Annotated in this window: 28 protein-coding genes; 25 read left to right on the top strand and 3 right to left on the bottom strand. The window is 66.4% G+C overall.

Annotation, left to right across the window (positions count from 1 at the left end; genetic code table 11):
* The first annotated feature begins 42 nt into the window (after positions 1-42).
* Positions 43-789: a glucose 1-dehydrogenase gene (locus tag ACMAUO_RS07515; RefSeq protein WP_420356295.1), complete on the top strand. Its 747-nt coding sequence runs from the start codon at positions 43-45 to the stop codon at positions 787-789.
* A 132-nt stretch (positions 790-921) separates the two neighbouring features.
* Here ACMAUO_RS07515 and ACMAUO_RS07510 read toward each other — a convergent pair whose 3' ends face one another.
* The 3 genes from ACMAUO_RS07510 to ACMAUO_RS07500 all read right to left on the bottom strand — a co-directional run bounded on the left by ACMAUO_RS07510 (position 922) and on the right by ACMAUO_RS07500 (position 2,228).
* Positions 922-1,128, bottom strand: a complete 207-nt coding sequence (locus tag ACMAUO_RS07510; RefSeq protein ID WP_182950141.1) for a cold-shock protein — start codon at positions 1,126-1,128, stop codon at positions 922-924.
* A gap of 152 nt (positions 1,129-1,280) precedes the next feature.
* Positions 1,281-1,523, bottom strand: coding sequence for a hypothetical protein (locus ACMAUO_RS07505; RefSeq protein WP_420356294.1), 243 nt, complete (start codon positions 1,521-1,523; stop codon positions 1,281-1,283).
* Positions 1,524-1,550: 27 nt separating this feature from the next.
* A complete protein-coding gene (locus tag ACMAUO_RS07500) occupies positions 1,551-2,228 on the bottom strand; it encodes a DUF2268 domain-containing putative Zn-dependent protease (protein WP_420356293.1) in 678 nt (225 codons plus the stop codon).
* Between the two features lie 193 nt (positions 2,229-2,421).
* Between ACMAUO_RS07500 and ACMAUO_RS07495 the strand changes: the two genes are divergently transcribed.
* The 24 genes from ACMAUO_RS07495 to ACMAUO_RS07380 all read left to right on the top strand — a co-directional run bounded on the left by ACMAUO_RS07495 (position 2,422) and on the right by ACMAUO_RS07380 (position 24,068).
* Positions 2,422-2,943: a terminase small subunit gene (locus ACMAUO_RS07495; RefSeq protein WP_420356292.1), complete on the top strand. Its 522-nt coding sequence runs from the start codon at positions 2,422-2,424 to the stop codon at positions 2,941-2,943.
* Between the two features lie 164 nt (positions 2,944-3,107).
* Entirely contained in the window at positions 3,108-3,341 is a 234-nt protein-coding gene (locus tag ACMAUO_RS07490; RefSeq protein ID WP_420356291.1) for a hypothetical protein, read from the top strand.
* A gap of 58 nt (positions 3,342-3,399) precedes the next feature.
* Positions 3,400-4,827 carry a terminase large subunit domain-containing protein gene (locus ACMAUO_RS07485; RefSeq protein ID WP_420356290.1) on the top strand — a complete coding sequence of 476 codons (1,428 nt, stop codon included), beginning with the start codon at positions 3,400-3,402 and terminating at the stop codon, positions 4,825-4,827.
* Between the two features lies 1 nt (position 4,828).
* The gene (locus tag ACMAUO_RS07480; protein WP_420356289.1) at positions 4,829-5,086 is read left to right on the top strand and encodes a hypothetical protein; all 258 of its coding nucleotides are present in this window, start codon (positions 4,829-4,831) and stop codon (positions 5,084-5,086) included.
* A gap of 2 nt (positions 5,087-5,088) precedes the next feature.
* Positions 5,089-6,981: a co-chaperone GroES gene (locus ACMAUO_RS07475; protein WP_420356288.1), complete on the top strand. Its 1,893-nt coding sequence runs from the start codon at positions 5,089-5,091 to the stop codon at positions 6,979-6,981.
* A 233-nt stretch (positions 6,982-7,214) separates the two neighbouring features.
* Positions 7,215-7,499: a hypothetical protein gene (locus ACMAUO_RS07470; protein WP_420356287.1), complete on the top strand. Its 285-nt coding sequence runs from the start codon at positions 7,215-7,217 to the stop codon at positions 7,497-7,499.
* Complete coding sequence (locus ACMAUO_RS07465) at positions 7,492-7,923, top strand: co-chaperone GroES (RefSeq protein ID WP_420356286.1); 432 nt, start codon at positions 7,492-7,494, stop codon at positions 7,921-7,923. Before ACMAUO_RS07470 ends, ACMAUO_RS07465 begins: the two co-directional genes overlap by 8 nt.
* Entirely contained in the window at positions 7,920-8,840 is a 921-nt protein-coding gene (locus ACMAUO_RS07460; protein WP_420356285.1) for a hypothetical protein, read from the top strand. The genes ACMAUO_RS07465 and ACMAUO_RS07460 overlap by 4 nt, the downstream gene beginning before the upstream one ends.
* Entirely contained in the window at positions 8,837-9,331 is a 495-nt protein-coding gene (locus ACMAUO_RS07455; RefSeq protein WP_420356284.1) for a hypothetical protein, read from the top strand. The genes ACMAUO_RS07460 and ACMAUO_RS07455 overlap by 4 nt, the downstream gene beginning before the upstream one ends.
* A gap of 459 nt (positions 9,332-9,790) precedes the next feature.
* Complete coding sequence (locus ACMAUO_RS07450; protein ID WP_420356283.1) at positions 9,791-10,384, top strand: hypothetical protein; 594 nt, start codon at positions 9,791-9,793, stop codon at positions 10,382-10,384.
* Positions 10,385-10,396: 12 nt separating this feature from the next.
* Positions 10,397-11,305 (top strand): phage major capsid protein, encoded by a 909-nt coding sequence (locus ACMAUO_RS07445; protein ID WP_420356282.1) that lies wholly within the window; start codon positions 10,397-10,399, stop codon positions 11,303-11,305.
* Positions 11,306-11,612: 307 nt separating this feature from the next.
* Positions 11,613-11,762 carry a hypothetical protein gene (locus ACMAUO_RS07440; protein ID WP_420356281.1) on the top strand — a complete coding sequence of 50 codons (150 nt, stop codon included), beginning with the start codon at positions 11,613-11,615 and terminating at the stop codon, positions 11,760-11,762.
* Between the two features lie 55 nt (positions 11,763-11,817).
* On the top strand, positions 11,818-12,225 hold the full coding sequence (locus ACMAUO_RS07435) for a hypothetical protein (protein ID WP_420356280.1): 408 nt from the start codon (positions 11,818-11,820) through the stop codon (positions 12,223-12,225).
* A 13-nt stretch (positions 12,226-12,238) separates the two neighbouring features.
* Positions 12,239-12,793, top strand: coding sequence for a hypothetical protein (locus ACMAUO_RS07430; RefSeq protein WP_420356279.1), 555 nt, complete (start codon positions 12,239-12,241; stop codon positions 12,791-12,793).
* Positions 12,790-13,122, top strand: coding sequence for a hypothetical protein (locus ACMAUO_RS07425; RefSeq protein WP_420356278.1), 333 nt, complete (start codon positions 12,790-12,792; stop codon positions 13,120-13,122). The genes ACMAUO_RS07430 and ACMAUO_RS07425 overlap by 4 nt, the downstream gene beginning before the upstream one ends.
* Entirely contained in the window at positions 13,119-14,384 is a 1,266-nt protein-coding gene (locus tag ACMAUO_RS07420; RefSeq protein WP_420356277.1) for a hypothetical protein, read from the top strand. The genes ACMAUO_RS07425 and ACMAUO_RS07420 overlap by 4 nt, the downstream gene beginning before the upstream one ends.
* Before the next feature lie 5 nt (positions 14,385-14,389).
* Positions 14,390-14,632 (top strand): hypothetical protein, encoded by a 243-nt coding sequence (locus ACMAUO_RS07415; RefSeq protein ID WP_420356276.1) that lies wholly within the window; start codon positions 14,390-14,392, stop codon positions 14,630-14,632.
* Positions 14,629-16,515, top strand: a complete 1,887-nt coding sequence (locus ACMAUO_RS07410; protein ID WP_420356275.1) for a phage adaptor protein — start codon at positions 14,629-14,631, stop codon at positions 16,513-16,515. The genes ACMAUO_RS07415 and ACMAUO_RS07410 overlap by 4 nt, the downstream gene beginning before the upstream one ends.
* A gap of 4 nt (positions 16,516-16,519) precedes the next feature.
* The gene (locus ACMAUO_RS07405; protein WP_420356274.1) at positions 16,520-20,137 is read left to right on the top strand and encodes a packaged DNA stabilization protein; all 3,618 of its coding nucleotides are present in this window, start codon (positions 16,520-16,522) and stop codon (positions 20,135-20,137) included.
* Positions 20,137-20,760, top strand: coding sequence for a hypothetical protein (locus ACMAUO_RS07400; RefSeq protein ID WP_420356273.1), 624 nt, complete (start codon positions 20,137-20,139; stop codon positions 20,758-20,760). The genes ACMAUO_RS07405 and ACMAUO_RS07400 overlap by 1 nt, the downstream gene beginning before the upstream one ends.
* Entirely contained in the window at positions 20,760-21,218 is a 459-nt protein-coding gene (locus ACMAUO_RS07395) for a hypothetical protein (protein WP_420356272.1), read from the top strand. Before ACMAUO_RS07400 ends, ACMAUO_RS07395 begins: the two co-directional genes overlap by 1 nt.
* Complete coding sequence (locus ACMAUO_RS07390; RefSeq protein ID WP_420356271.1) at positions 21,215-21,820, top strand: hypothetical protein; 606 nt, start codon at positions 21,215-21,217, stop codon at positions 21,818-21,820. The genes ACMAUO_RS07395 and ACMAUO_RS07390 overlap by 4 nt, the downstream gene beginning before the upstream one ends.
* Before the next feature lie 282 nt (positions 21,821-22,102).
* Complete coding sequence (gene nfsB, locus ACMAUO_RS07385) at positions 22,103-22,753, top strand: oxygen-insensitive NAD(P)H nitroreductase (RefSeq protein WP_420356270.1); 651 nt, start codon at positions 22,103-22,105, stop codon at positions 22,751-22,753.
* 55 nt (positions 22,754-22,808) lie between these two features.
* A complete protein-coding gene (locus ACMAUO_RS07380; RefSeq protein WP_420356269.1) occupies positions 22,809-24,068 on the top strand; it encodes a class I SAM-dependent methyltransferase in 1,260 nt (419 codons plus the stop codon).
* Positions 24,069-24,259 lie beyond the last annotated feature (191 nt).

Genomic DNA, 24,259 nt, shown 5'->3' with positions numbered 1-24,259 from the left:
TGGGGCGCACGCGCTTCCCGGCCCAGCAGGGGCATGACACGCATGAGCAAGCTTTCAGGAAAAGTCGCGATCGTTACCGGCGCCTCCAAGGGGATCGGGGCCGGGATCGCCACGGCGCTGGCGGCGGAAGGGGCGGCCGTTGTCGTCAATTATGCATCAAGCAGGGAAGGGGCCGATGCGGTGGTCTCGGCGATCGTCGGGGCCGGGGGCAAGGCGGTTGCCGTGCATGGGGATGTCTCGCGCAGGGACGAGGCGCGGGGGATTGTCGATGCGGCGGTGAGCGCGTTCGGGCGGCTGGATATTCTGGTCAATAACTCGGGCGTTTATGAATTCGCGCCGATCGAGGAGATTACCGAGGCGCATTTCCACCGGCAGTTCGACATCAACGTGCTGGGCACGCTGCTGGTGACGCAGGCGGCGGTCGGGCATCTGGGGGCGGGGGGGAGCATCATCAATATCAGTTCCGTCGCCTCCCGCGTCACCCCGCCCCATTCGGCGGTCTATAGCGGGACGAAGGGGGCGGTCGATGCCATTACCGGGTCGCTGGCGCGCGAACTCGGGCCGAGGCAGATCCGGGTCAATGCCATCAATCCGGGCCTGATCGTGACCGAAGGGGCGCGGAGCGCGAATGTCGTCGGGTCGGAGATGGAACAGGCCATCGTGGCGCAGACGCCGCTGGGCCGCTCGGGCCAGGTGGACGATATCGCGCCGCTGGCGGTCTTTCTGGCATCGGACGATGCCAGGTGGCTGACCGGGGAGACGCTGATCGCGTCTGGCGGGCTGCGTTGAGTTGAGTTGAGATAGGGGAGCCGGCCCGGTGCGGTGGCGCCGGGCCGGGACGGGACGCCGTGGGCGCAGTGTCGCGCGCATAAAAAAACCGCCCCGAAGGGCGGTTTTCCGAGGGTGCCGCTGGCGGAACCTTCACGCAGCCTTGAGATTGACCGCGGACTTCTTGCCGTTGCGGCCAGCCTCGATTTCATACGAAATCTTCTGGCCCTCGTTGAGGGTGGCCATGCCAGCGCGCTCAAGAGCGGTGATGTGGACGAATACGTCCGCAGTGCCGTCCTCGGGCTGGATAAAGCCGAAGCCTTTGGTGGAGTTGAACCATTTTACGGTGCCTGTTGTCATAACGAGGCTCCTTTACTGTAGTGCGGTGGTGCATACAAAACGTGTACGCAATCGTAACTTGTCACGGGACAACGCCGACGCAACGCGCGTCAGAGATCCTCATAAAAGCATCCACCGTCGCCATCTACACATGAATAAATTCTGGAAGCAAGCTAAAAATTCTTGCTGGCTTCATGATCCATTACATTGGAAATATTTTCTATATCGTTGATTATATGCACCGTTATCCCGAAAAACAGCAGAAAAAGACCAGTTTTCGTAATGGAAATTCTCTCCGCCGGCGTGGTGGGAGAGGTGGGAATGGTGAGGTCGGAGCCCTTGGGGGAGGGAAACTGGCCTTGCCAATCCGGGGGAACGGAGGGTGGCGGAGCCGACTTTCCCACCTTGGCCACCATGGGCTCGGGAGGATGTCCGGGATGGCATCATTCCGTCCTGTCGGGTGGCAGCAGGCCGGTGGCGCGGGCGGCGGCGATGATGTCCTCGGCCGGGACGGCGGTCCAGCGTTCGGCGGACAGGGGGCCGGCGGTGTCGCGCCAGGCCTGCACCATCTGGCTGCCCAGCGTGTAGCCGAACCAGCGGGGGACGTCGGCGGTGCCGAAATACCAGAGGGCGTGATCGTAGCCGGTGGCGGACATGGGCGGCAGGCGGTCGTGGTGTTGCAGGATCGTGGCGCGGTTGACCGCGCCTTCCCACGGGGCCGGGGGCATCTGGCTGAGCGTGTGGGCGAAGTGGCAGGCGAGGCCCTCGCTGACCAGGGCCTCGCCGAAGGTGCGGCCGTAGCCGGGGCCGGCCATGCGCAGGGTGTGGTGGGCCTCGTGCAGCATCTCGCGCGTCAGGGTGCCGTTGGCGATGGTAGCGGCCGTGTTGGGGTTGTCGGGGTTGATCATGAGCGACACCAGCCGGGCGTGCCAGGCGCGGCCGCCGATGCCGATCTCGGGGATGGTGCCGGGACGGGCGGGCTGGATGAGGATATCGAGCGGCGGGGGCGGGATCTGGGTCGAGAGCAGGGCGTGGGCCCGTGCGATGGCGGCCTGGATGCCGGGCTGCTGGGCATCGAGGTCGCCGGTGGCGCGCAGCCAGTGGAGGTGCCAGTTGTGCATGGGATGCGCCCTTTTCACGCCGGTTCGTGACGCAGGATGCAGGGGGTGGCGGGTGGCGTCAACGATTCCGGTTTTCGTCTGTATTCGTAAAAAACAAACCAAACCATCCTGTGGGGAGGATGGGGCGGAATAAGGATATCCGTGCCCCCGGATCGGGCGATATGGTCGGCGCGGTGAGACGGGGAGGGGAGCGATGGCGGCGGACGTGGAGGAGGTGCGGGCGCGGGGATTGACCGTGCGGCAGGCGCGGTTCGTCGCGGAGTATCTGGTTGATCTGAACACGACGCAGGCGGCGATTCGGGCCGGGTATGGGGCGGGGTATGCGCGCCGGCATGCGTGGAAGCTGCTGCGGTCGGCGCGGGTGCGCGAGGCGATCGGGCAGGCGGAACTGGCGTTGCAGGAGCGGGCGAAGTTCAGTCAGGACCGGGTGATTGCCGAACTGATGCGGCTGGCCTTTTACGATGTGGGCACGATTGCGGCCCATCCGCTGAAGGGGCCGGAGGATATTGCGACGCTGCCGGTGGAGGTGCGGACGGCGGTGACCGGGTGGTCGTGGGACAAGGCGGGGAATTTTACGGTGCGGCTGGCGGCGCGCACGCCCAGCCTGGACCTGCTGGCCCGGCATTTCGGCCTGCTGAAGGATGTGAAGCAGCATCTGGGCCGGGACGGCAAGCCTGCCGATCCGCCGGGATTGTACACCGTCGTCGTTCGCTGAGCGCCTGAGTGCAAATGTGGGCTGGTGAGCGAGAGCGCCGCATAGCGGCGCGCTGGATCGCCGCCAGCGCGCATTTTCGGTCAGGCTCTGAGAGGGGTGAAGGGGGCGACTGCCCCCTTCCGGGTGCAGGGCGGAGCCCTGCGGAAAGATCGGGAAAGATGACCATGCGACAGCATAAAGAACTGGCCGAGGGCGAGATGATTCCGGGCGAGGCGCAGGATTTCGGTGTGGGGAAGCTGACCGGCGCGCCGAGGCGCGGAGCGTGCGGCAAGGCCGATGGCGGGGTGCTGAAGGACCACGAGCGTGCGGCCGCGCCCGCGCCGCGTCCGCGTGGCGGAAAGATGGGGGTGGCGCCGTTGCCGGATCATGGGCCGCATCGCATGGACAAGGGGCGCTGAGGGCGCCGGGTGCGTGCTGGGATATAATCGGGAGTCGGTGCCGACGATCCGGCGTTTTATGGAATCGGATGCCTTTATCAGGGGGCTGATGGGGCCGTTCGGGTCCGGGAAAAGTTCGGGCTGTGTCTGGGAGATCGTGCTGCGGGGGTTGCGGCAGGCGCCGGGGGCGGATGGGGTAAGGCGTTCGCGCTGGGCGGTGATCCGCAATTCCTACCGGCAGCTTGAGGACACCACGATCCGCACCGTGCATCAATGGTTTCCGCCGCTGCGCTTCGGGCGGTGGAAGCCAAGCGAGCATTCCTATGTGATCGACCGCATGGTGGCGGAAGGGGACGAGAAGCCGGCCGAGATCGAATTTCTGTTTCGCGCGCTGGATCGGCCGGACCAGGTGGGGAACCTGCTGTCGCTGGAACTGACCGGGGCGTGGGTGAACGAGGCGCGGGAGGTGCCGTGGGCGATCATCGAGGCGGTGCAGGGGCGTGTGGGGCGGTATCCGGCGCGGCGGGATGGTGGGGCGACGTGGTCGGGCGTGATCATGGATACCAATCCGCCTGATGCGGAATCGGACTGGTACCGGTTCTTCGAGGAAAAGGACCATGGGGAGGCGGTGGCGGCGCTGGCGCAGGTGATTCCGGGCATGAATGTGGAGCGCTTTGCGCGGATCTTTCGCCAGCCCGGCGGGCGGGCTGCCATGGCGGAGAATCTGGACAATCTGCCGCCCGGTTATTACCAGCGGCTGGCGGTCGGGAAAAGCGACGAGTGGAACAAGGTTTATATCGACGGGGATTACGGGTTCGTCATGGAAGGGCGGCCGGTCTTTGGCGAGTATAATGACGGGTTCCATTGCCGGGAGTGCCGGACGGTGCCGGCGCTGCCGGTTTACCGGGGGTGGGACTTCGGGCTGACGCCGGCCTGCGTGTTTACCCAGATGCTGCCGTCGGGCCAGTGGATCGTGGTGGACGAGCTGGTGTCGGACGCCATGGGGATCGAGCGGTTTGCCGAGATCGTGGGGCGGCATTCGGCGCAGCATTTTCCCGATACGCGCTTTGTGGATATCGGCGATCCGGCGGGGATGCAGAAGGCGCAGACTGACGAGCGGACCTGTTTCGAGATCCTGCATGCGCGGGGGATTGCCATCGAGCCGGGGATGCAGACGCTGGCGATCCGGCTGGAGAGTGTGCGCCGGCCGTTGCGCACGCTGCTGGACGGGGCGGCGCCGGGGTTTGTGCTGCATCCGCGCTGCACGACCGTGCGGCGGGCGCTGATGGGCGGATACCAGTATCGGCGCGTGCAGGTGAGTGGCGAGCGCTATACCGACCGGCCGGAGAAGAACCGGTGGTCGCATGTGATGGACGCGCTGCAATACGTGGCCACGCGATTGTTCGGCAGCGAACTGCGCGGGGCCGGCGGGGCGGAGGCGGATGACGATATCTGGCGTGCGCTGCCTGATGACGGGCGGACGCGATCGCACATTACGGGATACTGACATGGCAGGATTGGTGATTCCGGCACATCTGGGGGCGCATCTGGGATTGGGGCGGCGTAGCTGCCGCCAGTGCCGCCATCATGGCGTGGAGGGCGGCGATGTGGTGTGCCGGCGTTATCCGCCGCAGGTGACGGTGGTGCTGGTGCCGCAGGGGGCGCCGCGCGTGGGGCAACTGGCGCCGCAGCCCTTTGCCACCTTTCCGCCGGTGGTGCCCGAGCATGTGTGCGGGGAGTTCTCGCCCGGCGGCGAGGGGCGCTGAACATGGATGCGGCGGAGCGGGATGGACCCGACATGGATCTGGCGGAGCGGCTGCGGCGCTGGATCGAGATCCCGAATATTGCGGCGGAGCTGGACGAGGCGACGCACGGGCGGGTGGCGGACCGGGTGGCGCGCGACTGGCGGGCCGACGAGGCCACGCGGGCCGAGTGGAAGGAGAATTGCCGCCGCTGGCTGGATCTGGCGCAGCAGGTGGCCGAGCCCAAGACCTATCCCTGGCCGGGGGCGTCGAACGTCATCTATCCGCTGTTGACGGTGGCGGCGGTGCAGTTTGCGGCACGGGCCTATCCGGGCATCGTGCGTGACCGCGACGTGGTGCGGGGCACCGTGCTGGGGGATGATTCCGGTGTGCCGATGCCCGATCCGCTGCGGCCGGGGCAAGTGCTGGCGGGGCCGGATGGCGGGCCGTTATGGCTGGTGCCGCCGGGGGCGAAGCGGGCGCGGGCGACGGCAATCGGCCGGCATATGAGCTGGCAGTTGCTGGACGAGATGGCGGAGTGGGAGGAGCAGACCGACAAGCTGCTGCTGAAGCTGTCCATTATCGGCACCATGTTCCGCAAGACCTATTTCGACCCGGCCTTGCAGCGCAATGTCAGCGAGACGGTCGACCCGCTGCGGCTGTGCATCGATTACCATGCCAAATCCTTTGCCACCGCGCCGCGGATTACCGAGGAGATCGATCTTTATCCTTGGGAGATCGAGGAGCGGATCCGCGCCGGGCTGTTCCTGGAGCAGGATTATGGCGGCAATCATGAGGCTGGCGAGGACAGCGACGCGCCGGTAACGTTCCTGGAGCAGCATCGGCGGCTGGATCTGGATGGGGACGGGTATGCCGAGCCCTATATCGTGACCATTGCCCGTGATTCGGGCCGGCTGGCGCGGATTGCCGCCGGGTTCGACATGGATGGCGTGATGTTCGATGCGCAGGATCATCGCATCCGGCGGATCGAGGCGGTGTCGTATTACACCAAATTCTCCTTTATCCCGTCGCCGGATTCCGCGATCTACGATATCGGGTTCGGCACCTTGCTGCATCCGCTGAATGCGGCGGTGAATACCAGCCTGAACCAGATGTTCGATGCCGCGCATCTGGCCAATGCCGGCGGCGGTTTCGTTGGTTCGGGCATGTCGCTGAACAGTGGGTCCGTGCGCTTTCAGGTCGGCGAATACAAGGTGGTGAATACGCCGGGTGCGACGTTGCGCGAGAATCTGGTGCCGTTGCAGTTTCCGGGGCCCAATCCGGTACTGTTTCAGTTGCTGGGCTTTCTGGTCGATGCCGGGCGGGAGATTGCCTCGGTCAAGGATATCCTTTCCGGCGCCATGCCGGGTGGGAATGTGTCCGGTGTGCTTGGGCTGGCGGTGATCCAGCAGGGGCTGAAAGTGTTCAGTGCCATCTTCAAGCGGATTCATCGCAGTCTGGGCGGAGAGTTTCGCAAGCTCTATCGGCTGAACCGGCTGTATCTGCCCGATGAATCCGGCTTTCGGGACGGCAGTGCGTTCTTTCGCGTCACCCGCGCCGATTACGAGCAGGGGGGTGGGGTAGAGCCGGTGTCGGACCCCGAGATCGTCACCGACATGCAGCAACTGGCGCGGGCCAATTTCCTGCTTGCCTTCAAGGATGATCCCTGGTGCGACGGGCATGAAATCCGCCGCCGGGCCTTCGAGGCTGCTGCCATCGGGCTGGTGGACAAGGTGTTGCGGCCGGCGCCGGCACCCGATCCGGCGGCGATGGCGCGGGCGGCGGAGCTGGATCTGCGCGCGAAGCGTGAGGCGCGGGAGATGGAGATGCGGGCGGGGAGCGAGGCGGTGGAGCAGGTCTCGACGCTGGCTGAGGCGGCTTTGCGGTTGGCGCAGGCTCGGAAGGTGGAGCGGGAGTAGGGATGTTCTTTTTTTGAAAAAAAAGAACCAAAAAACTTCTGATCTGTTGGGTTCGGTGGGGTTGGTGGGTTGGGGGGAAATACTTGCCGCATTTTTGTGATTTAAAAATACAAGACTATAGATTTTTAGGAATACTCCCTCTCCATCCTGATGCTATCGAGAAACGTCGAAAAGTTTTTTTGCTTCTTTTTCTTCAGAAAAAGAAGAGAACCGGAAAAAGGAAATCCCCCCCGATGGAGCAGCGTCAGGCGATGTTGGAGGATCTGTCGGAGGAGGCGTTTCGGGCCTGGCGGCATCATCCGGTGACGCGGGCGGTGCGTTTGTTTCTGACGGATTATGGCGAGAGCATCGAACAGCGGATGCTGGGCCAGTGGCGGGCGGGGACGATTACGCTGGCGCAGGAGCATGAGGCGCGGGGCCGGGCGGCGCTGGCGGCCGAGATGGCCGAGTTGCAATGGGCGGCGATGCGGGCGTTTTACGGCGTGGGGGCGGAAGAGAAGGAGGGTGGTGATGCGTGAGGGACGCATTCTGAAATTTGACCAGCAGGAATTTGTGGTTTCCGACTGGGATGGGGTGAATCGGGCGGGGTATGTGCCGCTGGATGACAAGATCCTGGTGCTGGCGGACGTGCATGCCGAGATGACCAGCGGGGCTGTGCAGTTGCCGGCGGAATATGTGGAGCGCCAGACGCTGGCGGCCGAGCATGGGACGGTGATTGCGGTGGGGCCAGCGGCGTTTCGCTGGAACGATGACGGCACACGGCAATGGGTGGGAACGATTCCGGCGGCGGGAGACCGGGTTTATTTCGAACGCTATGCCGGGCAGTTGCTGAAGGGTGAGGATGGGCGGCTGTACCGGCTGATGTCGCAGCGCTGCATTGCCGCGATTGCGGCGAAGGCGGCGGGCGATGGCGCGGTGGTGGAGCAGGGAGAGCTTGCATGACGGACGAGCGCGAAGAGGGCGTGGTACTGCACGCGGAGGCCGAGGGCCACGAGCCGGTGGCTGTGGCCGATGTGCCGGAAGGGGTGGCGGCGCCGGCTGAGGGGGACCCGGAGGTTGAGGCGCAGGCGCGGCGGATGGGTTGGGTGCCGCGCGACGATTTTCGCGGTGATGCGGAGAAATGGCGGCCGGCGCGGGATTTTCTCGATCGGGGGATGACGCTGCTGCCGGTGTTGCAGCAGCAATATCGGGCGCTGGATGGGCGTTATGCCAGCATGCAGGCGCAGTTGCGCGACAGCCAGAAGGCGCTGGCGGACCTGACGGAACGCACGCGGCGGGCCGACGAGCGGGCCTATCAGCGCGCGGTGCGCGATATCGAGGGGCGGCGGCAGGCGGCGGTGGCCAGTGGCGATACGACGGCCTTTGCCGTGGCCGAGCGGGATTTGCAGGATCTGCGCGATACGGCGCCGTTGCCGGCGGGGCGGGTGGAGGAGGCCGCGCCGGCGCCCTCGCCTGCTCCGGTGGAGCGGGTGGAGACGATGCCGGTGGAGATTATGGATTTCGTGCAGGCGAATCCGTGGTTTTCGCGCGATGCGGAGGCGCGGCAGGATGCGATTGCGATCCAGTCGGCGGTGGATCGGCAGCATCCGGGGCTGAGCCTGGCGGAGCGGCTGGAGATCACCCGACGCAAGGTGCGGCAGTTGCATCCTGCCCTGTTCGAGAACAAGCGCCGCGAGGCGCCGCCGCCGGTGAGCCCGTCGCGGGGTGAGGGCGGGCGCGGGGGGAATCCGCGTGGGTTCGAGGCGCTGCCGGCGGAGGCGCGGCGGGAATATGACCGCTACGCCCGCGCGCTGGCGGGCAAGGGCAAGCCGCTGACGAAGGACGAATGGGCCGGATATTACTGGGAGAACGACGCATGAGCGAGGACACACGCGGGCGCGTGCCGCTGAACGAGGCGGCGCGGAGCCGGGCGGCCCAGAGTGCCGCGTCGGGTGCCGCGCCGGGGGTGGGGTCTGCCAGGCGCGTGACCTCGCGCCGGCCGTTCGGGCTGCGGGAGCAGAAGCTGGCCTATCCGGATCGGGAGGGGTACCACCGGCACTGGTTCAATGACGAGCCGGGGCGGATCGCGCGGGCGGGGGATGCGGGCTACAAGCAGGTTCTGGATGAATCCGGAAAACCCGTGAGCATGACCGTGGGTGTCGCGCGCGGCGGCGGGGCGCAGATTGCGTATCTGATGGAAATCCCGGCCGAATGGTATCGGGAGGATATGGCGGCGCAGGAATCGGGGCATCGGGAATTGATGGAGCAGATCCGGGAAGGCCGTGTGCCCGGTGGCCCCACGGGCGCGGATCGGCAGGCGCAGTATGTGCCGCGGGATGTGGGGATCTCGATCCGGGAAGAGCGACGCTAGGCGTCTGGTTGGAAATGCGCGCTGGTGGCGATCCGGCGCGCGTTTCCTGTGCTCCGATGTTCACGGCCCATAAGGCCGCTCCGCTTCGGTGCTCGGAAACGCACGACGGGCGCGGCCCGTTCCAGGCCGCTCTCGCTCACCAGCCCACATTTCCAACCAGACTCCAGGAGTAGGGCGTTCTTTTTTGAAAAAAAAGAACCAAAAAACTTTTGGATTTTTGGGTTCGGATTCTTGTTGCGAGGCAGGGTCTGGAATGGGGTCCTGATTATTTTAATATATAAGGCTATGGATTTTTAGGAATACTCCCTCTCCATCCATATGCTATCGAGAAACGACCAAAAGTCTTTTTGCTTCTTTTTCTTCAGAAAAAGAAGAGTTCAGGCAGCACAAACAGGCAAGGACGATTCGGCGGGCGCATGGCGTGCCTGCCGCCTTTTCACCCGTGCAGAGGTCTGCCCGATGAATTCCAATGCTCCATTTGGCCTGCGGCCGATGGCTTATGCGTCCGGTGCGCCGTATGCCGGCGGCGTGCAGGTTTATTATGTGCCGGCGAGCAATCCGACGCCGTTGTTTCTGGGTGATCCGCTGGTGGTGTTGCCGGGGGCGGATGCCAATGGTGTGCCGGCGGTGGGGATTGCCACTGCCGGGGCGTCTGGCGTGATTACCGGGGCGATGCAGGGCATTGCCAGCAATGCGGGCGAACTGGTGCTGCCGCTGTTGCAGAACCAGGCGCCGTATCTGCCGGCGGGGCAGGCGGCCTATGTGTATGTGGCCGACGATCCGAATCTGGTCTTTGCCGTGCAGGAGGATTCGGTGGGCGGTGCGCTGCCGGCCGGTGCGGTGTCGGGCAATGTCAACCTGGTGGCGGGGGCGGGATCGACCGTGTCGGCGCAGTCCGGGTGGCAGATCCAGTCGAGCAGCGCGGGGACGCTGGCGACCGGGCAGATGCGCATTCTGCGGGCGTATCAGGCGATCGACAATGCGATCGGCGCCAATGCGAAATGGTTGTGCCGCATCAATCTTCATTCCATCACCAGCACGCTTGGCGTCTGAGGAGTCTGTTCAATGGCCGTAATTACGACGGGCGCGCACCCCAAGGCTCTGTGGCCCGGTATCAAGGCGTGGTGGGGGCGCAGCTATGACGAACACCGTGTCGAATATATGGATCTGTTCGACAAGCAGACCTCGGACAAGGCGTATGAGGAGGAAGTCGAGATTACCGGCTTCGGCCTGGCGCCGGTGAAGCCGCAGGGGCAGCAGATCTATTACGACACGGAAGCGCAGGGGGCGGTCAGCCGCTTTACGCATGTGGCGTATGCGCTGGGTTATATCGTGACCTATGAGGAGCTGCGCGATAATCTGTATGAGGCGGTGTCCAAACGCCGGGCTGCGCAACTGGCGTTTTCGATGCGCCAGACCAAGGAAAACGTGCTGGCCGGCATTTACAACATGGCGTTTTCGGCCGGTGCGCTGGGGGGTGACGGGGCGCCGCTGATTTCGGCCAGTCATCCGACGCTGGCGGGCAGCCAGTCGAACCTGCTGGGGACGGCGGCGGATCTGTCGGAGGCGGCGATCGAGGATCTGACGGTGCAGATCATGCAGTGTCAGAACAACCGGGGGATGCGGATTTCGGCGCTGCCGCGCACGCTCAATGTGCCTTCGGCGCTGTGGTTCGAGGCCAACCGGGTGTGCAATTCGGTGCTGCAGAACGATACGGCGAACAATGCCATCAACGTGCTGCGGGCGACCAATGCGTTCCCCGAAGGCATCAAGCTGAACCATTACTTCACCAGCCAGACGGCGTGGTTCATCCGGACCAATGTGCCGAATTCGCTGACCTATTATGAGCGGGATCCGATCTCGTTCGATCAGGACAATGATTTCGACACCAGGAATGCCAAGGCGGCCTGTTATGAGCGCTATTCCGGCTATTGGGCGGATTGGCGGGGGTTGTATGGGACGCCTGGGGTTTGAGATCCTGACCGTAAATGCGCGCTGGTGACGCGTCCTGCGCGTGTTTCCTGTGCTTCGCGGCGGGCGGCCATTTAGGCCGCTCCGCTCCGATGCTCGGAAACACACGACGGGCGCGGCCCTGACGGGTCGCTCTCGCTCACCAGCCCACATTTCCGGTCAGGATCTGGATTCTGAAGAAAAAGAAGCAAAAAGACTTTTGTTCGTTTGGTGTTGTGCTGGCGGGTGAAAATCTTTTTCTTAAATAATCAAAAGTTTTTTGGTTCTTTTTTTCAAAAAAGAACAGAACGCTGACAATGGAGCAATCCTCATGACCAAACGCAAACCGACTCCTCCGACTCCCCGCCGTCCCGCCGTGGTGGAGGTGCATCATCATTACCACGGCACCACGCAGGCACCCGCCGAGGCGAAGACGGTGCCGGTACGCCGCAAGCCGGCGCCGGCGACGCGCCGGGGCTGATGGAGCGGGCGCGGCCGGTGGGGCCGGCTGCGCCCTGATGGGGGGGAGGGACGGCATGGCGGATGTGACGACTGTTCAGGTGATCGCGAACGGTCCGCGTAATCTGGTTTTGCGCGTGACGGATGTCAGCGATGGGACCGGGCTGGCGGCGATGAAGATCGTGGATGCGCAATCCATGGCTTTTGCGGTCGGTGGGCAGGTGCCGGGGGTGCATCTGACGGTGCGGCGCATTGCCTATGACGTGCATGGGATGGTGGCGCGGCTGCAATGGGAAGCCACCGATCCGGTGGATCTGGCGACGCTGTCGGGCTTCGGGCATCTGGATTTTCGCCGGTTTCAGGGTGTTCCCAATCCGAAAGCGGCGGGGGCGACGGGGTCGATCCTGCTGACGACGATGGGGGCCGGGGCGGGGAGTGCTGTCACGATCGTTCTTGAGATGATCAAGGGTGTGCCGCAGGCGTGACGGGAGGAGCGGTGTGAGCGAGCCCTGGCGGTACCGGCCTGGCGACCATTATGTGCTGGACGATCTGTCGGGTTTCAAGATCCGGCGGTCTCGGGCGCGCACCATCCCTGGCGGGCAGACCGGGCAGGCTTTGGTGGATGGAAGGCGGTGGGAGGCGCAGCAGCCGCAGGATTTCGTGCGCGGGGTAGCGGACGAGCAGAGTGTGGATGTGGCCCGGCCGCGCCAGGAGAACCGCTTTACCGTGGTGGGAACCTGCGTGGCGGCACCTGCCGCCGCCGGGAGCGGCGTGGTGGCGGTGGCGTCCACGCTCGGTTTCGCCGTTGGCGACCGGATTCAGATCATGCTCGACCGGGGCGAGAATGTTGCGGTTTCGGTTGTGGCGATTGGGGGCGGGATGCTGACGATCGCGCCTGGTCTGCCCGGGGCGGCGGGGGTGCTGGGCGGGGGGATGGAGAATATGGTGCTGAAGATAGCGCAGGAATCGTCTTCGTCTTTCCTGATGGTGGAGGGCGGCGGGCTGCTTGGGGCCGAGGATGGGCGGTTGCTGGTGCGGGAGGCCGGGGCGTGACGCAGGTTGCGGTATCGCAGTTGCCGGACAGCGCGGATGTGCGCAATGGCGACCTGCTGCTGGTCTCGCGCCAGAGCGGGACCGGATGGACGAGTTGCCGGGCGGCGCTGTCCTATGTCCTGGCGTGGCTGGGTGTGGGGAAAGCCGGCGGGATCGCGCCGTTGGATGGCGATGGCGCGCTGGTGCTGAATGGGGTGGCGGCGCTGCATGTGGATGAAGGCGGCCATCTGATCGTTGACGTGGCGCTGCCGACCGCGGACCCCGGTGTAAAAAACGCGCTGTGGACACAGGGCGGTGTTCTTCTGCTTTCGACGGGACCGACATCATGATGCTGTTTCGTTGTGGATTGGTTGCCGGTGTCCTGGCGGTACCGGTGTCGGCGTGGGCGCAATATGCGCCGTTCCGGCCACCGGGCGGCCTGGCGCCGGCCACGGTGGTGGGCAGCCAGACGCTGGCGCAGATGCAGGCGGCGACCCTCGCCGCGCAGGCTGTGGCGGCGGGGGCCATTCCGTCATCGCAGAAGGGGGTGGCGGGCGGTGTGGCGGCGCTGGATGGCGGCGGCGACGTGACGGCGCCGCTGATCGGCGATGCCACGCATGCGGCTGTCACGCCTGCGGGTGGCGCTGCGACCATGCTGGGCGCCTATCTGGGCATTCTGGCGAAATCGTCCGATCTGTCGGCCTATCTGACGGTGACGGCCGCCGGGCAGGTTTATGCGACGCAGACGGCGCTGGCGGCGACGACCGGGACGGCGAACGCGGCGCTGACGGCGGCGCAGGGGGCCGTTCCGTCATCGCGCGTTGGGGCGGCGTCGGGTGTCGCGGGACTGAACGCATCGGGGCAGGTGACGGCGCCGATCGCCGGTGACGTGACCGGGGCGCCCGTTACGCCGGCGGGCGGCAGCAGCGTTACGCTGGGCACGTATCTGGGTGGTCTTGCGACCCTGGCCGGCCTCTCGGCCGAGACGATGCGCGCGACGGGCGCCGAAGCCGCATTGCAGGGGAATATCAACACCGAGGCGGCGACGCGGGCGAATGCGGATGCGACGCTTTGCGCGGTGTCCGGTTGCGCGATGACAGGGGGTCTTTCTGCGCCCTCTCTTGTCGTCGGATCAAATATATCTGTCGTTACGAACGTCAATCTGAATTCCAGTTCTGGTGTATACAGGCAAGTGCAATACCAGACGGAAGGAATTAACAGATGGTCCATGGCAGTCGATTCGACTTCAGAGGCAGATGGAAATGTAGGGTCTAACTGGACATTGGTTGGATTTTCCAACAGTGGAGCTTATTTATATAACGCTCTGTTATTTTCTCGCGCCACAGGCGTAGGAAAATTTTATGTGGCGCCTCAATTCCCGACTCCGCCCGCCGGAGATAACTCGACGAACGCGGAAACGACGGCGGGTGTCCGGCGCGAAATAGCAACCGGCTACACGGTCGCGACGCTGCCGACGGATGCACGGCGGTATACAGGCGCACGCGCCTTCGTCACGGACGCAACGGCCTGCGCCTTTCTTGGATCTCTGACCGGCGGCGGGTCGACGTTCTGCCCGGTGATCTACAGCGGCACAGCCTGGATTGCGGAGTGACGGCCATGACGACGAATTATATCCTCTACCGCACCGCGAATGACGTCGTGATACCGCCGCCTTACACCGATCCGACGACTGGCAGGACGGTCACGCCCGCGCCGTTCGTCGCGTCGCCGGCAGGCGCCGTCATTCTGACCCAGCAGATCGCCGACCCTGCATCGGTAAGCGTGCCGGCGGGGTTTGCGTTGGCGGCCGATCCGCAAGGGCAGTATCCGGTGGGCAGTCTCTATCCGGTGCCGGCATGAGCGGCGGCGGCGCGGGCTGGAATCCCGGTACGGCCGACATCATCAACGGCGCGCTACGGCTGATCGGTGCGATTGCCAGCGGGGAGGTGCCGCCGGCGAACGAATATCAGGACGCGCTGTCTGCGCTGAACGGGCTGATCAAGGCGTGGCAGGTGTCGGGCGTGCATGTCTGGGCGCAGGGCGAGGGGACGGTGTTTCTCCAGCCCGGGCAGGCCCGGTATGGGATCGGCGGCGACAGTGCGGACCATGTGGCGCAGGGCTATGCGGCCACGGTTGCGGGAGCGCCGGTTGTGGCGGGGGCGGCGCAGGTGACGGTGGCCTCGGCTGGTGGCATCGCCGTTGGCAGCCGAATCGGTATTGTGCTCGATGCAGGCGGGATATTCTGGAGTTCGGTTCTGTCGGTGGTGGGCGGGACGGTCTATCTGGCGTCGGGGGTTGCCGGCACGGTATCGGCGGGGGCGGTGGTGGTCGCTTATGGCGCGCCGTCCGTGCGGCCGCTGACGGTGATCGGGGCGCGGGCCGTCGATCTGGCGACGGGGGTGGAGACGCCGCTGATTCCGATGTCGCGGCTGGATTATGCGAACCTGTCGGGCAAGGGTGCGCCGGGTGGAGCGCCGGCGCAGTATTTTTACGATCCGCAGGTGGGGACGGGGGTTTTCAGCGTCTATCCGGCGCCCGCGAGCGGGCAGATGGCGGTGACCCTGACCTGCCAGCTTCCGTTGCAGGATGTGGGTGGGGCGGCCGATAGTGCCGATGTGCCGCAGGAATGGATCTCGGCGCTGCGCTTTGCGCTGGCGGTGGAGCTGGCGCCGGAATATGACTGCCCGGCCCAGCGTTTCGAGATGCTGAAGGCGATGGCGGCGGAGAAATTCGCCGTGGTGGCGCAGTGGGATCGGGAACCGGAAGGGACGACCACCTGCCCGTTCAGCCAGCCGGTCTATCAGATGATCGCGGGGGCGTTGCGGCTGTGCGGGGCGGTGGGGCCGCAGGAGGTGCCGCGCCTGGGGCTGGTGGAGAATGCGTTCGCGTCGCTGAACGCGATGGTGCGGGCGTGGCAGGCTTCGGGGATTCATGTGTGGGCCGAGGAGGATTGCACGCTGTTCCTGCAATCCGGCCAGGTGCGCTACCTGATCGGGGCCGGGTCGGCGGACGCGGTGGCGGTGAGCAGCCAGTGCGTCGAGACGGTGCTGGCGGCGGCGGGGAGTGGCGCGCAGGTGAGCGTTGCGGCCGTGGGGGAGATTGCTGCCGGCTGGCGGGTGGGGATCTGGCTGGATGGCGGGAGTGTGTTCTGGACCGGCGTTGTGGCGGTTGCGGGGGCGGGGCTGACGTTGGCCGTGGCGTTGCCGTCCGTGGTGTCGGTGGGGGCGCGGGTTGTGGCCTATCCCTGCCCGATGGGGCGGCCGTTGCGGGTGCCGGCGGCGCGGCGGAGGCAGTTCGCGGGCGGCGGGCAGGCGATCGAGATTCCGCTCGTGCCGATGTCGCGGCTGGATTACGCGAATGTTCCGAACAAGACGGTGCCGGGGGTGGTGACGCAGTTCTTCTACGATCCGCAATTGGGGGCGGGGGTGCTGCATGTGTGGCCCGCGCCCGCGGATAGCGGGAGCGCGGTGGCCTTTACCGCGCAGCGGCCGCTGGTGCCGTTTGCCGATTTGAGTGCGGTGCCGGATTTTCCCGATGAATGGCTGGCGGCGATGCGGTGGAATCTCGCGGCCGAACTCTGGCCTGAATATAACGGGTCGGGCAAGGCGGCGGGGAATCCGGCGCAGTATGTGCTGCTGAAGCAGGAGGCCGCCGGCAAGCTGGTGGTGGCGCAGGCGTGGGATCGGGAGCCGCAATCGGTGCTGTTTGGCGCTGGTTGCGGCCCGGCCGGGCGGGCGGGGTAGGGCGATGGCGGTTCAGCAGGTGGCCTTTGCCGCGCAATCGTACCAGGCGCATTCGGTGGCGCTGGATGCGCAGCGTTGCGTCAATTTCTATGCCGAATATGCGCCGAAGGAGGCCAAGACGCCGGTGCCGGTGTGGGGGTGCCCGGGCATGGTGGCGTTCGCGCAATGTGGGGACGGGCCGGTCTGGGGCATGTGCGTGATGGGCGGGGCGCTGTATGTGGTCTCGGGGCAGGCGCTGTATCGGGTGGATGCGGACGGGGCGAGCGTGGAACTGGGCGCGACCTGGGTGACGGGGCCGGTGTCGATGGATACCAACGGCACCGACCTGGTGTGGGTGGATGGGGAATCCGGCTGGTCGTATTCCGTGGCCGGCGGCGTGCAGCGGATTGTCGACGAGAATTTTTATCCGGCCGACTCTGTCGTTTATTTCGATACCTATTTCGTTTTCAACCGGGCCGGGACGCAGGAATTCTTTCTGTCGCCGCAGGAGGCGGTGACGCCGTTCGACGGGACGATGTTCGCCGCGAAGGAGGCGACGGCCGACCCGTTGCTGGCGATCGTGAATTCGCATGAGCAGCTCTATCTGTTCGGCGCGGCGCGGACCGAGGTGTGGTACGATGCGGGGAATGCGGCGCCGTCCTTTCCGTTCCAGCGGTTTGACGGGGCGTTTATCCAGCGGGGGATCGCGGGGCCGCATGCGCATTGCCTGGAGGATAATACCGTCTTTTTCCTCGGCGATGACGGGATGTTCTATCGGCTGGCCGGGTATCAGCCGCAGCGGGTCTCGACCCATGCGATCGAGGGGGCGTGGCAGGCTTATCCCACGCGGGCGGATGCGCGGTGTTTCAGCTACACGCTGGAAGGGCATAAATTCGTCACCCTGCTGTTTCCCTCGGCGGCGGCGACCTGGGTGTATGACGTGGCGACCGGGCTGTGGCACGAGCGGGAATCGTGGGCCGGGGATGGCGCCGACAGTTCGATCGGTCGGTGGCGGGCCAATTGTGCGCTGATGGCCCATGGCAGGGTGCTGGTCGGCGATTGCCTGAGCGGTGTGGTCGGGGTGTTGAATCCGCTGGTCTATACCGAGCTGGGGGCGACCATGCGCGGGTTGCTGGCGGCACCGCCGGTGCAGGGGCTGCGCGGGCGCGTGTTCATGCGGCGGTTCGAGCTGGATGTGGAGACGGGGGTTGGCCTGCCGGGGGCGCCTGCCGTGCGCGATGTGGCCTATCAGCCGCGCGGGGTGGAGATGACGACGCCTTCGGCACTGGTGCGTGCGGGCGCGCCGGAGGGGATGGCGGCGGGGTTGGCCAGTCTGCTGGTCAGCCTGTGGGTGGATCTGCCGGAGGATGGCGCGCCGCGCGGGCTGGTGCTGGGGAATGGCGACGCATCGGGCGGGCGGCCGGGGTTTTTCATTGGCGTGGCCAATGACGGGACGCTGGCCGATGCGCAGATCGTGGTGCGCGCGACCGACGGGCTGGGGCAGGCGATCGTGGCGGCGTCCTTTGCTTTTGCCGGCTGGGGGGCGGGGTGGGTGAACCTGATCCTCTCGCTGTCGCCGGGGGAGCGGCAGGTGCAGCTTTATGCCGATGGGGTGGCGCTGGTGCCGGTCTCGGCCGTGTGGTCTTCGGCGGCGCCGATCGGCAATCCGGCGGGGCAAGGGTGGCGTGTGGCGCCGTGGAATGGCGGTGAAGGGGAGGGGCTGCTGGCGGCGCCGCAGTTCGGCGGCCATACGGCCGGGTCGACCGCTGTTTATAACGGGTGGGCGAATACTTCCTGCATGCCGGACCGGTCGGGGAACATGGTTTCGCTGGGGAGCGGGGCGGTGAATGCGGTGTCGCCTGCGGGGGCGGTGCTGTGGATTCTGGCGAAAGCTGCCGTGCAGGCCGATATCCTGACCGTGGCGCCGGGGTTGGACATGCTGAATTTCCGGCTGAATGCGGTCTCGGTGCTGCTGCTGGGGCAGTATCTGGTGGTGGGGGTGGATGACGGCGCGGTTTGGGAAGGAATCGCGCTGTATCAGGCCAATGGAGAGGGGGCGCCGGGTTTTCTGGGCTTTGTCTATAACGCCATTGGCGGGCCGGGGCCGATCTATGGCGCCAATCAATGTTTCCTGGCGGGGTCTCAGACGATCGACGATCCGATCCTGTCGTACCAGATCGACTATCCGGCGGTGCCGAGGGTGGTGCTGGTGTTTCCCAGTATTGCGCAGATCATCGGTGGGGCGGCGCGGGTGGGGGGGCTCAACGGGCTTTATCCCAAGCTGGGCAGTACGGTGGCCTGGGCGGCGTGCCGGGTGCCGGTGATCAAATATGCCTATCCCGCGCAACTGGGGACGCATCTGCTGATCCAGTCCGGCTATAACGGCAATGTCGGGTTCTTTCTGCCGGATGGGCAGGGAGGGACCCATCATTATCTGTATTTCAGCCGGGGGGATATGGCGGCCAACGCGGTGGCGGGCGGCAATGCCAATCCGGAAGTGCAGGGGGTGATCGGGCCGGCCTGTCCGCATGGGGCGATGGTGCGGATTGCGATGGGCGTTGTGAATTACGATGTGCTGGCGGCACAGTTTGCCGGGAATGGGCTCACGGCGCTGACGGGCACGCTGCCGATGTACAGCATCGACAATGAAAACTGGATTGATGCCGATGGGGCCGCGCAGATTCCGTTCGCGGATGAATATGCATTCATTGCCGATGGGCAAGCGGGCGGGACGGATGTTTATGGCGGCCAGCCGGGGCTGACGCCGATCGGGGAGAGTGGCGACTGGCTGGTGTCGTTTCTGCTGGTGGGGCTGTCGGACAGTGCCGTCAACCGGGGCGATGCGAGCATGTGGGATACGGTCAGGGTCTTTCGCTATTCCGCCGGGCGGGCGGTGCAGATCGGGGCGCCGGTTTCGGGCGAGGCCTATGCCGCCACCGACTGGGCGGGATACACGATCGGGCCGTGGAGCGATGGCAATGCCGTGGCCTATGTGAACGGCGGCGAGGTGACGATCTGCGGTAATATGAGGCAGACGGCCGTGGGGTCTTATCCCATACCGGCCGGGACGCAGTATCAGACGCGCTTTGGCCGGCTGGACTTTGCGACGGCGCGGATTGCGGATCTGTTCGTGGCGGCGCCGGCGACGTTCGTGGATCTTTCGGTGGCGGCGAACCGGGGGCTGTTTCTGAACGCGGCGGGCGGGGCGCGGTCTCTGGCGTCTGACGGGTCGGGGGCGTTGGGGGTGGCGCCGCCGGTTTTCCTGAGCGTGGCGGCGGGGGCGCCGGTGGCGGCGTTTGCCGATAATGGCGGGTCGGGTGGCGGTTTTGCGGTGACGGGGCGGATCGTGCCGGCGGGATCGAACCCTCCGGGGAGCGTGTATTCGGAGACCGTGCCGGTCGCCGCCGACGCACCGCCGGAGAGCGAGCCCCGGATCATGCTCGACTGGTCGGACGATGGGGCGCGGACCTGGAGCGCGTTGCGGCTGTGGCGGTCGATGGGGCGGCAGGGTGCGTATCGGACGCGGTTGCGCTGGCTGAAACTGGGGCAGGCGCGGCAGAGGGTGCTGCGGCTGCAGGTGACGGACCCGGTGCGGCGCAATCTGATCGGGTTCTATCTGGATACCGAAACGGGGATGGAGTGATGCCGGCGGCACCGCGCCAGACCCTGCCGGTGGGCGACTGGCCGTTCGTGGATATGACGACCGGGCGGCTGACACTCTCGGCCTATCAGTTTCTCGCGCGGCTTCAGGCGGGGGCCAGCGGGTCGATCCGTAATCTGTCGGTGATTGCCGATGCACTGGGAGCGCCGGTGGCGGAGATTGCCGCCAGCGGGCCGGCCGCGATCGTTCTGCCGGTGTCGTTTCCGCCGCCGGCGCCGGTGCCGGCGGGGCAGGGCGCGCGGCTGCTGGCGATGCTGGCGGCGGTGCCGCGCCCCGTCGCGCCCAGTCTGCCGGTGTTGCCGGCCGTTCCCGCGCGGCCGGGGGATGTGGTGGCGCTGCATCATGGCGCGCGGGTGCTGGACGGGTTCGGCGGGCCGGAGGGCCGGGTTGCGGGGTGGGTGGGGGACCTGTTCCTGCAACGCGATGGCGGGCCGGCGGGGGCGGTGTGGGCCAAGCAGTCCGGTGCCGGGACGGTGGCGGGCTGGGGGGCGCTGGGGCAGGCGGCCGGTGCGGGGGGCGCCGTGCTGCCGCTGGTGAATGGGGATATCGCGCCGGTCGGGCTGCTGTCCGATCCGGCGGGGCAGACAATCGGGGTGCCGATCTGATGGGCAACAGCACGCTGATTACCGATTATCTCGGCTATGGCACCGTTGCCGCGCGGCCGGTGGCGCCGAACCTGCCGGCGGGGTGTCTTGGGGTCTATTACGCGACCGATACCGGGCAGATCCAGGTGTGGAACGGGGCGTGGCGGGATTGGGCGCCATCGGCGGTTTCGTTCTCCGGCGGCCTGGTGGCGGCGGGGAGCGGGCAGGGGACGGCGACGGCCGTGTCGTCGGATGTCAATCTGTTTACCACCGTGACGTCGGGCACCGGGGCGGTGCTGGTGGCGGGGCTGGTGGGCACCTGGCGCAAGGTGCTGAACCGGGGAGGTGCCGTGCTGCTGGTCTATCCGCCCGTGGGGAGCGCGATCGACGCGCTGGCGGCGGGGATGCCGGTGGCGATCGTGCCCGGTGGGGGCGCCACTTTCTGGCAGAACAGTGCAACGCAATGGTATTCGGAATGAAGACGATTCTGCTGAGTCTCGCCGGCGCGCTGGCGCTGGTGGCGTATGGGGCCGGCCCGGCATGGGCGCAGATGGTGGGGCCGGTGGGGCATGGAGAAATCCCGGCCTGCCCTGATAATGGCGGCAACCATCTGAATTATGTGCCCGCGGGCGGGAGCTTTTCCTGTGGCACGACGGGCGCGCCCTGGGTGGGGGCGATGGTGACCCTTTCGGCGGACGTGGCGATGGCGGCGACCGGCAACGCGCTGGCGCAGATGAACGTGTGGAACAGCAAGGTTCTCGATACGTCGTCTTTCTGGTCGGCCGGGGCGCCGGGGCAGTTCACGATCCCGGCCGGGGTGAGCAAGGTGCGGGTTTCGCTCTCGATCTCGCAATCGGGCATTGGTGCCAACCAGTTTCTGGTGCATCGCAACGGGGCTGGGGTGATGGGGTCGTTCCGGATCTCGGTTCCGACCGGTTACAGCGATGACGGAGCGAATGGGGTCTCTGGCGTCATTCCCGTGTCGCCGGGCGATGCGATCAGTATTTCCTATGCCTCGGTCGCGGCTTTTACGCTGACGGCCGATACGGCCACATGGTTCCAGATCGAGGCCGTGCCGTAGAGCCTGAGCTGAAATGCACGCTGGGCGTGGCCCATTCCGGGCCGCTCTCGCTCGCCAGCCCGCATTTTAAGGTCAGGCTTTTAGAATCTGGCCGTCATGGCCGCGCTCGCGCGCCGGCCCATGTTTTCGGTCAGGTTTTGACGCGCTGGGCCGGGCTGCGTGGCCGGGTCTTGACCCCGCGGCCCGTGCCGGCCCACCTTCCCCGCTCGAGAGAGAGACCGCCATTGCCCGGCCGCCGGGCTTCGGCGGGGCTTTCTGGTTTATGCGCGGGATGGCGACACCATGGATCTGATCGAGATTCTCCAGCATCGTTATACGGCCAAGGCCTACGATCCGGGCCGCCGGCTGCCCGAGGAGATCGTGGCGCAACTGAAGGCGGCGCTGCGATTCAGCCCGTCATCGGTCAATGCGCAGCCCTGGCATTTCATTCTCGCCGAGGACGAGGCGGGCAAGGCGCGCGTGGCCAAGGGGGCGGCGGGGGCGTTTGCCTATAATGCGCCGAAGATCCTCAATGCCTCGCATGTGGTGGTGCTGTGCGCGCGCACGAGCCTGCCGGCCGACCATTTGCAGGCGGTGCTGGACCAGGAGCAGGCCGATGGCCGCTTTGCCGGCGAGGAGGCGCGCGAGGGCCAGCGCAAGACGCGCGGCGGCTATGTGACGCTGCATGAGCAGGCGGGCGATCTGCCCATGTGGACGCAGAAGCAGGCCTATATCGCGCTGGGCTTCCTGCTGCTGGCCGCCGGCGCGCTGGGGGTGGATGCGACGCCGATGGAAGGGTTCGATGCCGAGGCGCTGGATGCGGCCTTCGGCCTGGCGGACAAGGGGCTGGCGCCGGCGGTGATCGTGGCGCTGGGCTATCATGCCGATACCGATTTCAACGCGAAACTGCCGAAATCGCGGCTGACGGACGATTTGCTGTTCTCGCGCGCCTGATGGCCGCGCGGGGCGGTCTGGCCCTTGTGATCCTGTTGCGGGAAATGTTCCGTTCATGACGACCCTCTCCGGCGCCGATGCGCGCGACGCCGATCTGGCGGCCCAGTACGAGGCCTATCCCTATCCCGCGCGCGATCCGCGCGACGAGGCGAAGCGGCTGCTGATCGGCAGCCCCAGCCATCTGCGGGAGATCGATTACTGGGTGTTCGGTGCCCGGCGGCCGCAGGCGGTGCCGTTGCGGGCGCTGGTGGCCGGGTGCGGCACCGGGGATGGCGCGATCATGCTCGCCACGCACCTGGCGCGCGCCGGGCGGGCGGGCGAGGTGGTGTGCGTCGATCGCGCCACCCATGCGCTGGGGATTGCCCGCGCGCGGGCCGAGGCGCGCGGGCTGGGGAATATCCGCTTCATCCAGGGGTCGCTGAATGCGCTGGATGGGCTGGATCTGGGGGTGTTCGACTATATCGATTGCTGCGGGGTGCTGCATCATCTGCCCGACCCGGCGGCGGTGCTGGGCGGGCTGGTGGGCCTGCTGGCGCCCGGCGGCGGGATGGGGCTGATGGTCTATGCCCCCTATGGGCGGACCGGGGTCTATATGGTGCAGGAGGCGCTGGAGATCCTGGCGCCGCATGGCCAGAAGCCGGCGGAGCGGCTGGGCACCGCCAAGCGGGTGATGGCGGCCCTGCCGGCGACGGCCTGGCTGCGCCAGAACGGCAATTTCGGCGACCATCTGACCGGCGGGGATGCGGGGCTGTACGACCTGCTGCTGAATCCGCGCGACCGGGCCTATACGATCGGGGGCTTTCTCGACCTGCTGGACGGGGCGGGGCTGGAGCCTTCGTGCCTGATGGAACCGGCGCGCTATGACCCCGCGCTCTTCCTGCCCAATCCGCGCCTGCGCGCGCGGGTGGCGGAGCTGGGCTGGCGGGAGCGGGCCTGCGTGGCCGAGGCGCTGATGGGGAACATGGCGACCCATGTGGCCTATGTGGTGCGCAAGGGCGCGCGGGTGGCGGCGCCCGATTGCTGCGATGCCGACGCCGTGCCGGTGATGCGGGAAATGCCCGGCGCCGAACTGGCGCGGCAGATCCGGCCCGATGGCATCCTGCCCTTCGCCTTCGGCACGCTGACCGTGCCGGTGCCGGTGCCGCCGCAGATCCGGAGCATTCTGCCGCTGGTGGACGGGACGCGCAGCGTGGGGGCACTGGCCGGGCTGATGGCCGACGGGGGCATGGAGCGGGGGCGCTTCCTGAAGGTGTGGCGCGAGGGCTTTGCCGTGCTGGAGAGCCTGAACCGGGTGCTGCTGCGCGCGCCCGCCTGACGCGGATTGCGGTTGGGCGGGCATTGCGCGGACGGTGCCGGCGAGGGGTCGGAAGACAATAATTGTCTGCTTTCCAGGTGGTTGCGACCGCTGGGAACCGCGCCCGTCATTCCGACGGATTTGAAATTATCGTGACGATATCGGAAAGAGTTCCGGTAAAAATGGCGGCGGTCTGAAACCCGGGCCGCCGC

Source organism: Gluconacetobacter brunescens (genome assembly GCF_048695475.1).
In the GTDB taxonomy this organism is placed as follows: Bacteria; Pseudomonadota; Alphaproteobacteria; order Acetobacterales; family Acetobacteraceae; genus Gluconacetobacter.
The sequence above is the reverse complement of the archived record's forward strand: the minus strand, read 5'-3'. Positions and strand labels throughout refer to the sequence as shown.

Coding starts and splice junctions, on each gene's coding strand:
- ACMAUO_RS07515 (WP_420356295.1), top strand. CDS start 43: ATGAGCAAGCTTTCAGGAAAAGTCGCGATCGTTACCGGCGCCTCCAAG.
- ACMAUO_RS07510 (WP_182950141.1), bottom strand. CDS start 1,128: ATGACAACAGGCACCGTAAAATGGTTCAACTCCACCAAAGGCTTCGGC.
- ACMAUO_RS07505 (WP_420356294.1), bottom strand. CDS start 1,523: ATGGTGGCCAAGGTGGGAAAGTCGGCTCCGCCACCCTCCGTTCCCCCG.
- ACMAUO_RS07500 (WP_420356293.1), bottom strand. CDS start 2,228: ATGCACAACTGGCACCTCCACTGGCTGCGCGCCACCGGCGACCTCGAT.
- ACMAUO_RS07495 (WP_420356292.1), top strand. CDS start 2,422: ATGGCGGCGGACGTGGAGGAGGTGCGGGCGCGGGGATTGACCGTGCGG.
- ACMAUO_RS07490 (WP_420356291.1), top strand. CDS start 3,108: ATGCGACAGCATAAAGAACTGGCCGAGGGCGAGATGATTCCGGGCGAG.
- ACMAUO_RS07485 (WP_420356290.1), top strand. CDS start 3,400: ATGGAATCGGATGCCTTTATCAGGGGGCTGATGGGGCCGTTCGGGTCC.
- ACMAUO_RS07480 (WP_420356289.1), top strand. CDS start 4,829: ATGGCAGGATTGGTGATTCCGGCACATCTGGGGGCGCATCTGGGATTG.
- ACMAUO_RS07475 (WP_420356288.1), top strand. CDS start 5,089: ATGGATGCGGCGGAGCGGGATGGACCCGACATGGATCTGGCGGAGCGG.
- ACMAUO_RS07470 (WP_420356287.1), top strand. CDS start 7,215: ATGGAGCAGCGTCAGGCGATGTTGGAGGATCTGTCGGAGGAGGCGTTT.
- ACMAUO_RS07465 (WP_420356286.1), top strand. CDS start 7,492: ATGCGTGAGGGACGCATTCTGAAATTTGACCAGCAGGAATTTGTGGTT.
- ACMAUO_RS07460 (WP_420356285.1), top strand. CDS start 7,920: ATGACGGACGAGCGCGAAGAGGGCGTGGTACTGCACGCGGAGGCCGAG.
- ACMAUO_RS07455 (WP_420356284.1), top strand. CDS start 8,837: ATGAGCGAGGACACACGCGGGCGCGTGCCGCTGAACGAGGCGGCGCGG.
- ACMAUO_RS07450 (WP_420356283.1), top strand. CDS start 9,791: ATGAATTCCAATGCTCCATTTGGCCTGCGGCCGATGGCTTATGCGTCC.
- ACMAUO_RS07445 (WP_420356282.1), top strand. CDS start 10,397: ATGGCCGTAATTACGACGGGCGCGCACCCCAAGGCTCTGTGGCCCGGT.
- ACMAUO_RS07440 (WP_420356281.1), top strand. CDS start 11,613: ATGACCAAACGCAAACCGACTCCTCCGACTCCCCGCCGTCCCGCCGTG.
- ACMAUO_RS07435 (WP_420356280.1), top strand. CDS start 11,818: ATGGCGGATGTGACGACTGTTCAGGTGATCGCGAACGGTCCGCGTAAT.
- ACMAUO_RS07420 (WP_420356277.1), top strand. CDS start 13,119: ATGATGCTGTTTCGTTGTGGATTGGTTGCCGGTGTCCTGGCGGTACCG.
- ACMAUO_RS07415 (WP_420356276.1), top strand. CDS start 14,390: ATGACGACGAATTATATCCTCTACCGCACCGCGAATGACGTCGTGATA.
- ACMAUO_RS07410 (WP_420356275.1), top strand. CDS start 14,629: ATGAGCGGCGGCGGCGCGGGCTGGAATCCCGGTACGGCCGACATCATC.
- ACMAUO_RS07405 (WP_420356274.1), top strand. CDS start 16,520: ATGGCGGTTCAGCAGGTGGCCTTTGCCGCGCAATCGTACCAGGCGCAT.
- ACMAUO_RS07400 (WP_420356273.1), top strand. CDS start 20,137: ATGCCGGCGGCACCGCGCCAGACCCTGCCGGTGGGCGACTGGCCGTTC.
- ACMAUO_RS07395 (WP_420356272.1), top strand. CDS start 20,760: ATGGGCAACAGCACGCTGATTACCGATTATCTCGGCTATGGCACCGTT.
- ACMAUO_RS07390 (WP_420356271.1), top strand. CDS start 21,215: ATGAAGACGATTCTGCTGAGTCTCGCCGGCGCGCTGGCGCTGGTGGCG.
- nfsB (WP_420356270.1), top strand. CDS start 22,103: ATGGATCTGATCGAGATTCTCCAGCATCGTTATACGGCCAAGGCCTAC.
- ACMAUO_RS07380 (WP_420356269.1), top strand. CDS start 22,809: ATGACGACCCTCTCCGGCGCCGATGCGCGCGACGCCGATCTGGCGGCC.